Source organism: Curtobacterium uvaldense, from assembly GCF_028307415.1.
Classification (GTDB): domain Bacteria; phylum Actinomycetota; class Actinomycetes; order Actinomycetales; family Microbacteriaceae; genus Curtobacterium.
In genome coordinates this window covers 114562-127982 of record NZ_JAQMHU010000003.1, presented here as the reverse complement: position 1 = coordinate 127982, position 13421 = coordinate 114562, and the positions used below count along the sequence as shown (strand labels likewise).

Below are 13421 nucleotides of genomic sequence, written 5' to 3'. Positions count from 1 at the left end.
CTCCGGTCCGTCGGGTTCTCCACAGCCGGTCGGGAGGCTCCGCTCGCGTTCACCACGACAGCCTACGGTGGGTGCATGGCACGCTGGGCACCGCAGGAGACCGACACGATGGCCGCGATCGCGAGCGAGGTGATCGCGCAGGTCGGGACGAACCGGACCGTCGTCGGCATCGACGGGCAGGACGGCACCGACCTCGAACGGGTCGCCGCGGCGCTCGTCGGGGCCTTCCAGCAGCAGGGGGTGTCCGCGATGGCTGCCGCTGCGCCGTCCGCCGACCTCGACGTCCTCCGCGCCGACGTCGTGACGCCGTTCCGCACGACCGGGGCGGGGGAGGGCGTGCTCGTCGTGCACGGGCAGGGACTGCTCGCACCGGGTCCGCGGGGGCTCTGGCGCTGGTCGCTGTGGGTGGAGCAGGAGGACGGCCGCCTCGAGCGTCGCGCGGACGTCAAGATCGCCGCCTCGGCCGTGCTCGACGTGACGGACCCGGACCACCCCCGTCGCGAGTGGAACGACGCCTGCTGACCACACCGGGCCGGTCGGGCTGACGCACGTCGCTGGTACCCTCGTCCGGTGCTCGCTACCCCGCCTGACGGCATCCTCCTCGTCGACAAGCCGCAGGGCATCTCCAGTCACCGGGTGGTGTCGATCGCACGTCGGCGCCTCGGCCTGAAGAAGATCGGCCACGCGGGCACCCTCGACCCGATGGCGACCGGTCTGCTGCTGCTCGGCGCCGGACCGTCCACCCGGCTCCTCACGCACCTGGTCGGACTCGGGAAGACCTACACGGCGACGATCCGACTGGGCGTCGGGACGGACTCGGACGACGCGGACGGCACGCCGACGTCAGCCGTCGGGGTCGCGGACGCCGACGTGTCCGACGACGCCATCGAGCGTGCGGTCGCCGCGCAGCGCGGGGTGATCGACCAGGTGCCCTCGACGGTCAGTGCGATCAAGGTCGACGGGCGACGGGCCTACGACCTCGCCCGGAAGGGCGAGGAGGTCGTGCTGCGCTCCCGCACCGTCACGGTGTCCCGCTTCGAGGTCACCGGCCGCGACGACCACACCGTCACCGTCGACGGTGCAGCGGTCCCCGTCGTGGACCTCGACGTCGTGGTCGAATGCTCCTCGGGCACCTACGTCCGGGCGCTCGCGCGTGACGTCGGGGCGGTCCTCGGCACCGGCGCCCACCTCACGGCGCTCCGCCGCACCGCCGTCGGCCCCTTCGCCGTCGCGGACGCGGTGGACCTCGAGGACGAATCGGTCGACGTCGCGGCGGCCCTGGCACGCCCGGCGGACGTCGCGCGTCGACTGTTCGACGTCGTCACGCTCGACGCGGTCGCGGCGAAGGACCTCACGGACGGCAAGCGGGTCGCGGTCGAGCACCCCGACCACGACGGGCCGGTCGCTGCGGTCGCGCAGGACGACGACCGGCTGGTCGGCCTCGTCTCGGTGCGGCGCGGTCGGTTGCGGGTCATCACCAACTTCCCGGCCCCGGCGACCGTCGGGACGACGACGGACGGAGCGCGCGCGTGATCGAGTGGTTCATGTGGGTGCAGCTGGCGGTGGCCGTGGTCGCCGGGCTGTTCGCCGTGGTCGTCGGGTTCCTCGGCTGGAAGCCCAACGACTACACCGTCGGCTCCCTCGCCCTCATCGAGCTGCTGCTCCTGGCGCAGGGCGTGGTCTCGCTCGTCCTCCCCGCCGTCGGCAGTCCGCCGCAGGGCAACGCGCTCGAGTTCGGGGTCTACGCCGTGTCGGTGCTGCTCGTGCCGCCGGCAGCGATCCTGTGGGCCCTGATCGACCGGACGAAGTGGAGCACGGTCGTGCTCGGCGCCGGGGCGTTCACCGTCGCGGTGATGGTCTACCGCATGTACCAGATCTGGTTCGCGCTGAACTGAGCCCGCCGTCGTCGCCGGTGCCCGCTCGTCCGCGCGCGTCACCCGTCGTCGGTAGACTCGTCACCGTGGCGAACAGATCCTCCCTCGCGACCGGCATCGGCCGCGTCCTCATCGCCGTGTACGGCATCCTCGCCCTCGCGGCGACCGGGCGCAGCGTCGTCCAGATCATCGAGAAGTTCTCCTTCGCACCGTTCGCCTACACGCTGAGCGCCGTCGCCGCCGTCGTCTACATCGTGGCGATGATCGCGCTCATCGCCCCCGGCCGTGCCTGGTACCGCGTCGCCTGCGTGACCATCGGGTTCGAGATGGCCGGCGTGCTGGTCGTCGGCACCCTGTCGCTCCTCGACCGTCAGCTCTTCCCGGACGACACCGTGTGGTCGTACTACGGCCTCGGCTACCTCTTCGCACCGCTCGTGCTCCCGATCGCGGGGCTCTGGTGGCTCCGCAAGCACCACCGCACCGCCGTCGCCGGACCCGCTGCCGCGTCGGCGACGGTCGGCGAGTAGGGATCGGCGTGCAGTACTACGACGACGTCGCCGACGTGGCGCAGGGCTTCGGACCGAGTGCGGTCACCATCGGCAAGTTCGACGGCGTCCACGTCGGACACCGGGCGGTGATCGCGCACCTCGAACGCGCCGCCCGTGAGCGCGGGCTGGTGTCCACCGTGGTCACCTTCGACCGCCACCCGCTCAGCATCATCGACCCCGACCGGGTACCGCCGGCGCTGACGAGCACCCCGCAGCGCCGCGAGCTCCTCGAGGGCATCGGGGTCGACGCCATGCTCCTGCTGCGCTTCGACCAGGACCTGCAGTCGCAGGCACCCGAGGCGTTCGTCTCCGAGATCCTCGTCGGCACCCTGCACGCCGAGCTCGTGTTCGTCGGCAGCGACTTCCGGTTCGGCGCCCGCGGTGCCGGCGACGTCGCGCTCCTGCGTCGACTGGGGGAGCAGCACGGCTTCCGCGTCGAGCTCATCGACGACGTCGACCTGCGCGACGACGTGCGCCCCGCTGACGAGCGACGCGTCTCGTCCACCTGGATCCGCGAGCTGCTCGGTGACGGACGTGTGGCCGAGGCTGCCCGTCTGCTCGGGCGCGAGCACGCGGTCCGGAGCACGGTGGTGCACGGGAACCAGCGTGGTCGGGCCATGGGGTACCCGACGGCGAACCTCGACCCTGCGTGCGAGGGCTTCGTCCCGGCCGACGGCGTCTACGCGGCTCGCGTGCTGCACGAGGGCACGGTGTACCCGGCGGCGGTGTCCGTCGGCAACAACCCGACGTTCCAGGGCGTCCCGGCGAAGCAGATCGAGGCGCACCTGCTCGACGTCGACATCGACCTGTACGGGGACACCATCTCGGTGCTGTTCGTGTCGTTCGTCCGCGGCATGGTCGCGTTCTCGTCGATGGACGAGCTCGCGGCCCAGATGCGGCAGGACGACCTCGACATCCGGCTGTTGCTCGGACTGCCCGCGCCGGTCTGACGCCGGGCCGGGCCCGCCCTGCGCGAGTCTCGGCCAGCCCCGCGCGAGTCTCGGCCGGCCAGGGGCGAGTCTCGGCCAACCGAGGGCGAGTCTCGGCCTGAGCGACACGTCTCGCGCGTCCGAGCACGAGCACCGTCGTTCAGCCCGAGACTCGGCCACGCAGCACGCAGCACGCAGCACGCAGCACGCTGCCACGCAGGACGCCCCGCGACCGATCAACGGTCACGGGGCGTCCTGCGCGGTGCTGATCAGCTCCCGAGGGCGTCGAGCCAGATCTTGCGGGCGTCGAGGGCCTCTTGCGCCGCCGTGATCTTGCGGGCGTCACCGGAGGCCTGTGCGGCCTCGAGCTCGGCCTGGAGCTTGCCGATGGCGTCCTCGAGCTGACTGGCGAGGCCGGACTGTCGCGCCTTGCGCTCCGGGTCCGAGGCCTTCCAGTGCTCGTCCTCGAGGCTCCGGACGTGGTCCTCGACCGCGCGCAGGCGGTCCTCGATCCGGCGGACGTCGCCGCGGGGGACCTTGCCGATCTCGTCCCACCGGCGCTGGATGTCCGTCAGGGTCCGGCGTGCGGCGACGCGGTCGGTCTGCTGCAGCAGCGGCTCGGCCTCGGTCAGCAGGGCCTGCTTCGCGACGAGGTTCGCGCTGAACTCCTCGTTCTCGACGGCGGCCTCGGCGTGGCGCTGCTCGAACAGCACGTCGCCGGCTGCCTTGAACCGTGCCCAGAGTGCGTCGTCGTGGCGCTTGCCGGCGCGCCCGGCCCGCTTCCAGTCGTCGAGCAGCTCGCGGTAGGCCGGGATGCCGTCCGTCCCGCGGGTCGCGAGCGCCTCGGCCTGCTGCACGAGCTCCTGCTTGCGGTTCCGCGCGTCGCGGTGCTGCGCGTCGAGCTCCGAGTAGAAGGCACGGCGGTGCTGGTCGACCGTCGAGCGGGCGGCACGGAAGCGCTTCCAGAGGTCGTTCGCGTCGTTCTTCGGCAGGCGCGGACCGTCGTGCTGGTGCTGCTGCCAGCGGGCGAACACGTCGTCGAGCTGCGCGGTGATCTGCTTCCACTGCGCGCGGGCCGGGTCGACGGCGGCGAGCGACTCGGCCTCCTCGACCAGGGACGCGCGGTACGCGAGCGCGTCCGTGAGCGCCTGCTGCGCCTGTGCCTGCTGCTCCTTGGTGAGCGACCCCACCTGCTCCGACAGGCTCGCGACACGGTTCTCGAGCGACTTCAGGTCGCCGACGACCCTGGCCTCGGCGACCTGCGTGCGCAGGTGCTCGACGGTCCGGGCGACGTCGTTCGCCGAGGCGCCACGCTGGACGCGCTGCTCGGCGATCTTCACCTGCCCCTCGAGGTCGGCGTACTTGCGCGCGAAGTACGCGAGGGCCTCGTCCGGGGTGGCGTCCGGGTACTCGCCGACAGCCTTCTCGCTGTCGTCGTACCGGACGTACACCGTCCCGTTCTCGTCGACCCGGCCCCAGGTCGTTGCTTCGTCAGGTCCCACAGGTCTCGCCTCGATCGTGGTCGTGCATCACCGACGTCCCCGTCGGCACGGTCAGGTCGTCAGCCTATTGCACCGGAGGGGCGCGGGGGCCAGCGGGACGTGCGGGCTGTGGACGACCGCGGACCCGGGTCCGTGGCGACCCGGTCCGGTCAGCCGTCCTTCCGGATGGTCGCGCCGGTGATCGTCGTGGCGACCTCCGGCTCGCCGGTGCCGTCGGACCCCGTCGACGCGATGCCCTTCGAGGTGATCTCGCGCTCCAGGTCGCCGAGCCCGCTCGTGACCTTGCCGACCACGGTGTAGCCGCCCGTCGAGCCGTCGAGCGTCGTGTCGCCGTAGACGATGAAGAACTGCGTGGACTGCGAGTACGGCGACGCGCCGCGCGCGATCGCCAGCGTGCCCTCGGCGTAGCGGCCGTCGCTCGGGACGTTCTCGAGCGGGCCGTACTGGAACCCGGCGTCACCCGTGCCGTCGCCGTTCGCCGAGCCGCACTGCAGGAACCGGAAGTCGGCGCTGTCGGCCAACCGGTGGCAGGTGGTGCCCTCGTAGAACTGCTTCCGGATGAGGTCGATCTCCACGCTCGCCGCCTGCGGAGCGGCCGCGCCGTCGAGCTCGATGCCGAGCTCGACGTCCTTGTTCAGCGTCAGCGTGCCGGTCCAGGTCGCCCCGTCCGCGATGCCCTTGCTCGGCACCTTCCCGGTGTTGCCGGCCGTCGCACTCGCCGACGGGGTCGGGGTGGACGTGGCACTCGCGCTCGCGTCCGGTGCATCGCCGGCCCGCGATCCTGCGAAGGCGAGCTGCGACCCGGTGGCGAGCGCCGCCACGAGCACGAGCACACCCGCGCCGACGACGTTGTCCCGCACCCTCCGGCGTCGCTGCCGGTCGTGCAGGCCCTGTCGGGCCTGGTACAGACGGAGCCGCTCACGCGCCTCGCGGTTGTCGCGCGCCTGGTTCTTCGGTGCCACGGTGCTGATCGGACCTCTCGTCGACTGTGCCGACGAGCGTAGCGGACCGAGGGGGACGCCCGGCCTGGAGGCACGCAGCACGTCGGCGGTCCGGCCTACCATCGGAGCATGGCAGCGGATCGATCGGGCATGCGCGCGCCCACGACGGGTGGTCGCGCCGGGTTGGCTCAGGGGTCCGTCCCGCTGGCGGTGCGGATGCGTCCGACGAGCCTGGACGAGGTCGCGGGGCAGCAGCACCTGCTCGGGCGGGGCAGTCCGCTGGTGCAGCTCGCCACCGGGACGCGTGAGAACCCCGGCGGGGTGTCGGTGATCCTCTGGGGTCCGCCCGGCACCGGCAAGACGACCCTGGCACAGGCGATCGCGCGGCAGTCCGGTCGCGAGTTCGTGGAGCTCTCGGCCGTGACGGCCGGCGTGAAGGACGTGCGCGAGGTCATGGAGAAGGCCCTCACGCACCGCGACCTGTACGGCTCGACCACCGTGCTGTTCCTCGACGAGATCCACCGCTTCAGCAAGGCCCAGCAGGACGCGCTGCTGCCCGGTGTCGAGAACGGGTGGGTCATCCTCATCGCCGCGACGACCGAGAACCCCTCGTTCTCCGTGATCTCCCCGCTGCTCTCCCGTTCCCTGTTGCTCACCCTCAAGCCGCTCACGGACGAGGACCTCGGCATGCTCGTGGACCGGGCGGTCGAGGACCCGAGGGGCCTGGGCGGCTCGGTCGTCCTCGGGGACGACGCTCGTTCGGCGATCGTCCGGCTGTCATCCGGCGACGCGCGTCGGGCCCTCACCGCGCTCGAGGCCGCCGCGTCCTCCGCGATCGCGGCGCGCACCGGCGATGCGGACGACGACGAGGACGAACCGCGCGACGACGTCGCCCTCGACGACGTCGAGAGGGTGCCGCTGGTCGACGCCGACACGGTGGCCGCCGCGGTGGACCGTGCCCTGCTGCGGTACGACCGACAGGGCGACGAGCACTACGACGTCATCAGCGCATTCATCAAGTCGGTCCGGGGGAGCGACGTCGACGCCGCGCTGCACTACCTCGCACGGATGATCGAGGCCGGCGAGGATCCGCGGTTCATCGCACGGCGCATCATCATCTCGGCGTCCGAGGACATCGGCATGGCGGACCCGCAGGCCCTGCCGATCGCCGTCGCGGCCGCGCAGGCGGTGCAGCTCATCGGGATGCCCGAGGGGCGCATCCCGCTGGCCGAGGCCGTGGTCTACCTGGCGACGGCCCCGAAGTCGAACGCGTCCTACAACGGCGTGAACGCGGCGGTGGCGGACGTCAAGGCCGGGCGGATGGGCGTCGTCCCGGCGCACCTGCGCGACGCGCACTACCCCGGCGCGAAGCGGCTCGGGCACGGCAAGGGCTACGTCTACTCGCACGACGCCGAGCACGGGGTCGCCCGGCAGCAGTACCTGCCCGACGCCCTCGAGGGCACGGAGTACTACACGCCGACCGGCAACGGGTACGAGCGTGAGGTCGGGCCCCGGCTCGAGCGACTCCGGAAGATCACCCGCGGCGAGTGACGCCCGGTGCTTCTCCGGGCCTCTCGATGCTGCTATCGTTGACGGGCCTACGTCCTGGTCCTCGCGTGCGGCTGCGCCGAGGACAGAGTCCCGCTCCGGCGGGACGGGGACAGAGGTTCGGACTGTAGCCGTCCGATCCCACAGGCTCATCCCTCTGGATCCCGTCGCCGGGACCGCGCGCACGAGTGCGTGCCGTGTCCGGCGAGTCATTCAGTTCAGACAGAGAAAAGGACCCTGTGTCTACCAAGTCACGCACCCGCAGCAAGACCCGCCTCTCGCGCGCGCTCGGCATCCCGCTGACGCCGAAGGCGGCCCGCTACCTCGAGAAGCGCCCCTACGGCCCCGGTGAGCACGGCCGTACCCGCCGTCGTGCGGACAGCGACTACGCCGTCCGCCTCCGTGAGAAGCAGCGTCTGCGCGCCCAGTACGGCATCCGCGAGAAGCAGCTCCGCATCGTCTTCGAAGAGGCCCGCAAGACGAAGGGCCTGACCGGTGAGAACCTGGTCGAGCTCCTCGAGCAGCGCCTCGACGCCCTCGTGCTGCGTGCCGGCTTCGCCCGCACCACCGCGCAGGCGCGCCAGCTGATCGTGCACCGTCACATCCTGGTCGACGGCAAGCTCGTCGACCGTCCCTCCTTCCGCGTGAAGGAGGGCCAGATGATCCACGTCAAGCAGCGCTCCGAGTCCCTCGAGCCCCTCCAGGTCGCCGCTGCCGGTGGTCACCTCGAGGTCCTGCCGAAGGTCCCGGGCTACCTCGAGGTCGAGATCGAGAAGCTCCAGGCCCGCCTGGTCCGTCGCCCGAAGCGCGCCGAGGTCCCCGTGACCTGTGAAGTGCAGCTCGTCGTCGAGTACTACGCAGCTCGCTGATACACGGATCACGCCCGAACGGCGGGTCGTCCTCTCAGGAGGACGGCCCGCCGTTCGGCGTCCCGGCCGTCCCACGCCACTACACTCGTTCGGGCACGCACCGCTCGCGTGCGCGAGAGGGAGAGGGAGAGGCACCGTGAAGCAGCTGTTCTTCGTCGCCGTCGGCGTCGTCATCGGCTTCGCCGCCGCGCACCGGATCGCGAACACACCCGGCGGCGCCCGCCTCTTCGCGGACGTGAACGCCAAGACGAAGGCGTTCACCGACGCCGTCGCCGACGGGTACCGCTCCCGCGAGGCCGAACTCCGCACCGACGCCTGAGCGTCACCGCGCCCCAGCTCCCACGCACCCTCCGCCGACCTGAATCAGGAAGCACCATGCAGACCGCAGAGATCCGCCGCCGTTGGCTCCAGTTCTTCGGCGACCGCGGACACACCGTCGTCCCGTCCGCGTCGCTCGTCTCGGACGACCCGTCGCTGCTCTTCACGGTCGCCGGCATGGTCCCGTTCATCCCGTACCTGACCGGGTTGGTCCCCGCACCGTACCCGCGCGCGACGAGCGTGCAGAAGTGCATCCGGACCAACGACATCGAGGAGGTCGGCAAGACCCCTCGGCACGGCACGTTCTTCCAGATGAACGGCAACTTCTCCTTCGGGGACTACTTCAAGGAGCAGGCGATCCAGTACGCCTGGCAGTTCCTGACGACGCCGGAGTCGGACGGCGGCCTCGGGTTCTCGGCCGACGACCTGTGGGTCACGGTCTACGAGGACGACGACGAGGCGATCGCCTTCTGGAAGCAGCACTCGTCGCTGCCGGACGACCGGATCCAGCGCCTCGGCAAGGACACCAACTACTGGTCGACCGGGCAGCCCGGACCCGCCGGCCCGTGCTCCGAGATCTTCTTCGACCGCGGCCCGGAGTACGGCATCGACGGAGGCCCGGCGACCGACGACGACCGCTACGTCGAGATCTGGAACCTGGTGTTCATGCAGTACCAGATCGCCGACGTCCGGTCGAAGTACGACTTCACGATCACCGGCGAACTGCCGAACAAGAACATCGACACGGGCATGGGGCTCGAGCGCGTCGCCTTCATCAAGCAGGGCGTCGACAACATGTACGAGATCGACCAGGTGCGTCCGGTGCTGGACCGCGCCGCAGCGATCTCGGGCCGTCAGTACGGCGCCGTGCACGAGGACGACGTCCGGATGCGGGTCATCGCCGACCACGTCCGATCGTCGCTCATGCTCATCGCGGACGGCGTCACCCCGTCGAACGAGGGCCGCGGGTACATCCTCCGCCGTCTGCTCCGCCGCACGGTGCGCGCCATGCGCCTGCTCGGCGTCGAGGGTGCGACCTTCCCGCAGCTCTTCCCGGCGTCGCGCGACGCCATGCGCGAGGCCTACCCGGAGGTCGCCGGTGACTACGACCGGATCGCCCGGATCGCCTACGCGGAGGAGGAGACGTTCCTCCGCACGCTGGCGCAGGGCACCACGATCCTCGACGTCGCGGTCGAGCGCGCGAAGCAGGACGGTGCCCCCTCGATCGGCGGCGACACCGCGTTCCTCCTCCACGACACGTTCGGCTTCCCGATCGACCTGACGATGGAGATGGCGGACGAGGCCGGCGTCCGGGTCGACCGCGGGGCGTTCGAGACCCTGATGTCGGAGCAGCGTGCCCGCGCCAAGGCCGACGCGAAGAGCAAGAAGACCGCCCTCGCCGACCTCAGTGTCTACAGCGCCTTCCGCGCGAAGGGCGAGACGGTCTTCCTGGGCTACGACGCGCTCGAGGCCGAGTCCGCCGTGCTCGGCATCATCGTGGGCGGCGTCAGCGTCGACCGCGCTGTCGCCGGAGACATCGCCGAGGTGATCCTCGGTGAGACGTCCCTGTACGCCGAGTCCGGCGGTCAGGACGCCGACCAGGGGTCGATCGTCGGCAACGGCTTCGACCTCGAGGTGCTCGACGTGCAGCGCCCGGTCGCCGGGCTCTGGAGCCACACCGTGCAGGTCCGCTCCGGCGAGGTCGGCGTCGGTGACGCCGCCACGACGGTCGTCGACGGCGAGTACCGCCGCGGCGCGACCCAGGCGCACTCGGCGACGCACCTGGTCAACGCGGCGCTGCGCGACGTGCTCGGACCGGAGGCCCTGCAGGCCGGCTCGTACAACAAGGCGGGCTACATGCGCCTCGACTTCTCCTGGTCGCAGCCGGTCTCCGGTGCCACCCGCTCGGAGATCGAGGAGGTCGTGAACGCGGCGATCCGCTCGGACCTCGCGGTGCAGACGCGCGTGCTGCCGCTCGACGAGGCCAAGGCGCTCGGTGCGCAGGCGCTGTTCGGCGAGAAGTACGGCGCCGAGGTCCGCATGGTCGACATCGGTGGTCCGTGGTCGCGCGAGCTCTGCGGTGGCACCCACGTCGCCTCCAGCGCGCAGGTCGGCCTCGTCAACCTGGTCGGCGAGTCGAGCGTCGGCTCGACCAACCGTCGCGTCGAGGCCCTCGTCGGACTCGAGGGCTTCCGCGACCTGGCCGTCGAGCGGACGATCGTGTCGCAGCTCTCGAGTGCGCTGAAGGCTCCCCGTGAGGACCTGCCGACCCGCGTGCAGGGCCTGATGGAGGACCTGCGCACCGCCCAGAAGCGGATCGCCGAGTTCGAGTCCGCCAACCTGCAGCAGCGGGTGCCGTCGATCGCACGCCGGGCCGAGACGGTCGGCGCGGTCACCGTGGTCGCCGAGACGGTCGACGGCCTGCAGTCCGGGGACGACCTGCGTGCCCTCGCGACGGGCGTGCGCGGTCAGCTCGGGGACGGTGCCGCGGTCGTGGTGCTCGGTGCCGTGATCAGCGGCAAGCCCGTGGTGATCGTCGCGACGAACGACGCGGCGCGGTCGGCCGGCATGCAGGCGGGTCCCCTCGCCAAGGAGGCAGCCGGTGTCCTCGGCGGCGGTGGCGGCGGCAAGCCCGACCTCGCCCAGGGCGGTGGCACCGATGCGGCGGCGCTGCCCGCGGCGCTGCGCGCCGTGACCGCACGACTGGCGGGCTGATCGTGTCGGTGCGTCCGGGCCGCCGGCTCGGCGTCGACGTCGGCAAGGCCCGCATCGGCGTCGCGGTCTGCGACCGCGACGGCCTGCTGGCCACCCCGGTCGAGACGGTGCCCCGGGCCCAGGCGACCGACGTGCGCCGGATCGTCGAACTGGCCGACGAGTACGACGTGCTCGAGATCGTCGTGGGGCTGCCGCTCTCGATGTCGGGTGACGACACCCCGTCGACCGCCGATGCCAGGGGCTTCGCGGAGCGGCTGGCCGAGCACCGGACCGTACGGCTGGTCGACGAACGGCTCTCGACGGTGACGGCGCAGCGCGGTCTGCACCAGGCCGGGAAGAACACCAAGAAGTCCCGCGCCGTGATCGACCAAGCGGCCGCTGTTATCATCCTGCAACACGCGCTCGACCACGAGCGTGCGTCCAGCGCCGCTCCCGGCGCAACGCTCCCCTGACCGACCGGCCCCGGGACGGGTCGGGAGACCGTCGTTCCCGGACCGACGGGGCCCAGGTGGAGCCCCCGACCCGAGAGACCGAGGATCCCTTGGCAGACGACCTGGACTGGGACGCGATCATCGCGCCCGGTGACGACGCAGGGCGGCGACGTCGCCCCACCGACCCCGACGCCGAGCCCGACCGACCGATGTCCCGTCGTGAGGCGCGTGCTGCCGAGGCAGCCGAGTCCGAGCGGGCGCGGCGGGCGCCGGCGGAGGACACCGACGGTCGTCGTCCGGCGGACCAGGACCCGGCGTCGCAGCCCTCGACGGCGGCGACGCGACCGGCATCGCCGGCGGACGCCCCGGTCGCGCGGTCGGACGACGAGCTCCACCCGGACGTCCGAGCACTCCTGACCGGGGAGCTCCGGGCGCCCGATGCGCAGGCGGTGCGTGCGGCGCGGGCCGAGGCCGGCCCGGGCCGGGCCACGCGTGACGCGGGCGTCGTCGACGGTTCCGCTGCCGCCGCGGGCGGGCCTGCCGGAGCCGACCGGGGAACCGGCGGTACCGGAGGCGGACGTGGGCGTGGTGCCGGAGGCGGGGGAGCCTCCCGGCCGCCACGCGAACCGCGGCCGAAGCGGCGACGTGGCCCGCTCGTGGCGGGCATCGTGATCGTCGCCCTCGTCCTGGGCGGCGGCGTCGGCGCGTACGCCTTCGCCGCACCCAAGGTGCAGCAGGTGCTCAGTGCGATCGGCGGGTCCAGTGAGCCCGACGACTACACCGGCGACGGGACGAGCAAGGTCACCGTGACCATCAAGCAGGGCGACATCGGCGAGGACGTCGCGAAGACCCTGCAGCGCAGCGGTGTCGTGAAGAGCTCGAAGGTGTTCTACAAGCTGCTGTTGACCTCACCGGACGTCTCGTTCCAGCCGGGCTCGTACGAGCTCAAGAAGGAGATGAGCTCGAAGGCCGCGCTCGACGCACTCAAGGACTCCGACAACCGCGTCCAGGCCTCGATCGTGATCCCCGAGGGGACCGCGCTGCAGGACATCGAGGCGGGGATGGTCTCGAAGGCGGGGCTGACCGAGGCCGAGGTCAGTGCAGCGGCGAAGGACGTGCAGGCGTACGGGCTCCCGTCCGGCGTGACGACGCTCGAGGGATGGCTCTTCCCGGCGACGTACCCGATCAACCCCGGGTGGACCGCGAAGCAGTACTTCCAGTCGATGGTCGACACGATGAAGGAGCACCTGGCCGCCGCCGGCGTGGCCGAGGGTGACCAGGAGCGGGTCGTCGTCTTCGCCTCGCTCGTGCAGAAGGAGGCCGGCCTGGCTGCCGACTACCCGAAGGTCGCGCGGGTGTTCCAGAACCGGCTCGACATCGACATGGCGCTGCAGTCGGACGCGACCGTCGCCTACGGGACGGGCAACACGCACAAGGTGACCACGACCGACGAGGAGCGAGCGGACGCGGGCAACGCGTACAACACCTACGTGCACAAGGGTCTGCCCCCGGCACCGATCTCGAACCCCGGCGACCTGGCCATCAAGGCCGTCACGAACATGGCCGACGGGAAGTGGCTCTACTTCGTGACGGTCGACCTCGACACGGGTGAGACCGTCTTCTCGGACACGTACGCGGAGCACCAGGTGGCCGTGAAGCAGTTCCAGGCCTGGCTCCGCGCACACCCCGAGTACCAGTAGGCCCGCGGCGGTCCGGTCGCGTCGCACGACCGGACCCTGTGGGAGG

At 71.7% G+C, this 13421-nt stretch carries 13 protein-coding genes; 11 read left to right on the top strand and 2 right to left on the bottom strand.

Annotation, left to right across the window (positions count from 1 at the left end):
- The first annotated feature begins 75 nt into the window (after positions 1 to 75).
- The 5 genes from PIJ49_RS03230 (at position 76) to PIJ49_RS03210 (ending at position 3372) form a co-directional block, all read left to right on the top strand.
- Positions 76 to 522, top strand: coding sequence for a hypothetical protein (locus PIJ49_RS03230; protein WP_144411305.1), 447 nt, complete (start codon positions 76 to 78; stop codon positions 520 to 522).
- Between the two features lie 48 nt (positions 523 to 570).
- Positions 571 to 1533 (top strand): tRNA pseudouridine(55) synthase TruB, encoded by a 963-nt coding sequence (truB, locus tag PIJ49_RS03225; RefSeq protein WP_251159758.1) that lies wholly within the window; start codon positions 571 to 573, stop codon positions 1531 to 1533.
- Positions 1530 to 1895, top strand: coding sequence for a hypothetical protein (locus PIJ49_RS03220; RefSeq protein ID WP_209682430.1), 366 nt, complete (start codon positions 1530 to 1532; stop codon positions 1893 to 1895). The genes truB and PIJ49_RS03220 overlap by 4 nt, the downstream gene beginning before the upstream one ends.
- 65 nt (positions 1896 to 1960) lie before the next feature.
- Positions 1961 to 2401, top strand: coding sequence for a hypothetical protein (locus PIJ49_RS03215; RefSeq protein WP_066654565.1), 441 nt, complete (start codon positions 1961 to 1963; stop codon positions 2399 to 2401).
- An 8-nt stretch (positions 2402 to 2409) separates the two neighbouring features.
- The gene (locus PIJ49_RS03210) at positions 2410 to 3372 is read left to right on the top strand and encodes a bifunctional riboflavin kinase/FAD synthetase (protein WP_271825768.1); all 963 of its coding nucleotides are present in this window, start codon (positions 2410 to 2412) and stop codon (positions 3370 to 3372) included.
- Between the two features lie 248 nt (positions 3373 to 3620).
- Here PIJ49_RS03210 and PIJ49_RS03205 read toward each other — a convergent pair whose 3' ends face one another.
- Both PIJ49_RS03205 and PIJ49_RS03200 read right to left on the bottom strand, forming a co-directional pair.
- Complete coding sequence (locus PIJ49_RS03205) at positions 3621 to 4853, bottom strand: DUF349 domain-containing protein (protein WP_200884092.1); 1233 nt, start codon at positions 4851 to 4853, stop codon at positions 3621 to 3623.
- Positions 4854 to 5002: 149 nt separating this feature from the next.
- A complete protein-coding gene (locus PIJ49_RS03200) occupies positions 5003 to 5815 on the bottom strand; it encodes a peptidylprolyl isomerase (protein WP_251159759.1) in 813 nt (270 codons plus the stop codon).
- Between the two features lie 129 nt (positions 5816 to 5944).
- On the opposite strand from PIJ49_RS03200, the gene PIJ49_RS03195 reads away from it, so the two are divergent.
- The 6 genes from PIJ49_RS03195 (at position 5945) to mltG (ending at position 13375) form a co-directional block, all read left to right on the top strand.
- Positions 5945 to 7345 carry a replication-associated recombination protein A gene (locus PIJ49_RS03195; protein ID WP_251159792.1) on the top strand — a complete coding sequence of 467 codons (1401 nt, stop codon included), beginning with the start codon at positions 5945 to 5947 and terminating at the stop codon, positions 7343 to 7345.
- 236 nt (positions 7346 to 7581) lie between these two features.
- Complete coding sequence (rpsD, locus tag PIJ49_RS03190) at positions 7582 to 8211, top strand: 30S ribosomal protein S4 (RefSeq protein WP_066654559.1); 630 nt, start codon at positions 7582 to 7584, stop codon at positions 8209 to 8211.
- Positions 8212 to 8347: 136 nt separating this feature from the next.
- Positions 8348 to 8530 carry a hypothetical protein gene (locus tag PIJ49_RS03185; RefSeq protein WP_271825767.1) on the top strand — a complete coding sequence of 61 codons (183 nt, stop codon included), beginning with the start codon at positions 8348 to 8350 and terminating at the stop codon, positions 8528 to 8530.
- 56 nt (positions 8531 to 8586) lie between these two features.
- A complete protein-coding gene (gene alaS, locus PIJ49_RS03180; protein WP_271825766.1) occupies positions 8587 to 11244 on the top strand; it encodes an alanine--tRNA ligase in 2658 nt (885 codons plus the stop codon).
- A gap of 8 nt (positions 11245 to 11252) precedes the next feature.
- Entirely contained in the window at positions 11253 to 11696 is a 444-nt protein-coding gene (ruvX, locus tag PIJ49_RS03175) for a Holliday junction resolvase RuvX (protein ID WP_066658313.1), read from the top strand.
- A gap of 89 nt (positions 11697 to 11785) precedes the next feature.
- Positions 11786 to 13375 carry an endolytic transglycosylase MltG gene (gene mltG / locus PIJ49_RS03170; RefSeq protein ID WP_235426335.1) on the top strand — a complete coding sequence of 530 codons (1590 nt, stop codon included), beginning with the start codon at positions 11786 to 11788 and terminating at the stop codon, positions 13373 to 13375.
- Positions 13376 to 13421 lie beyond the last annotated feature (46 nt).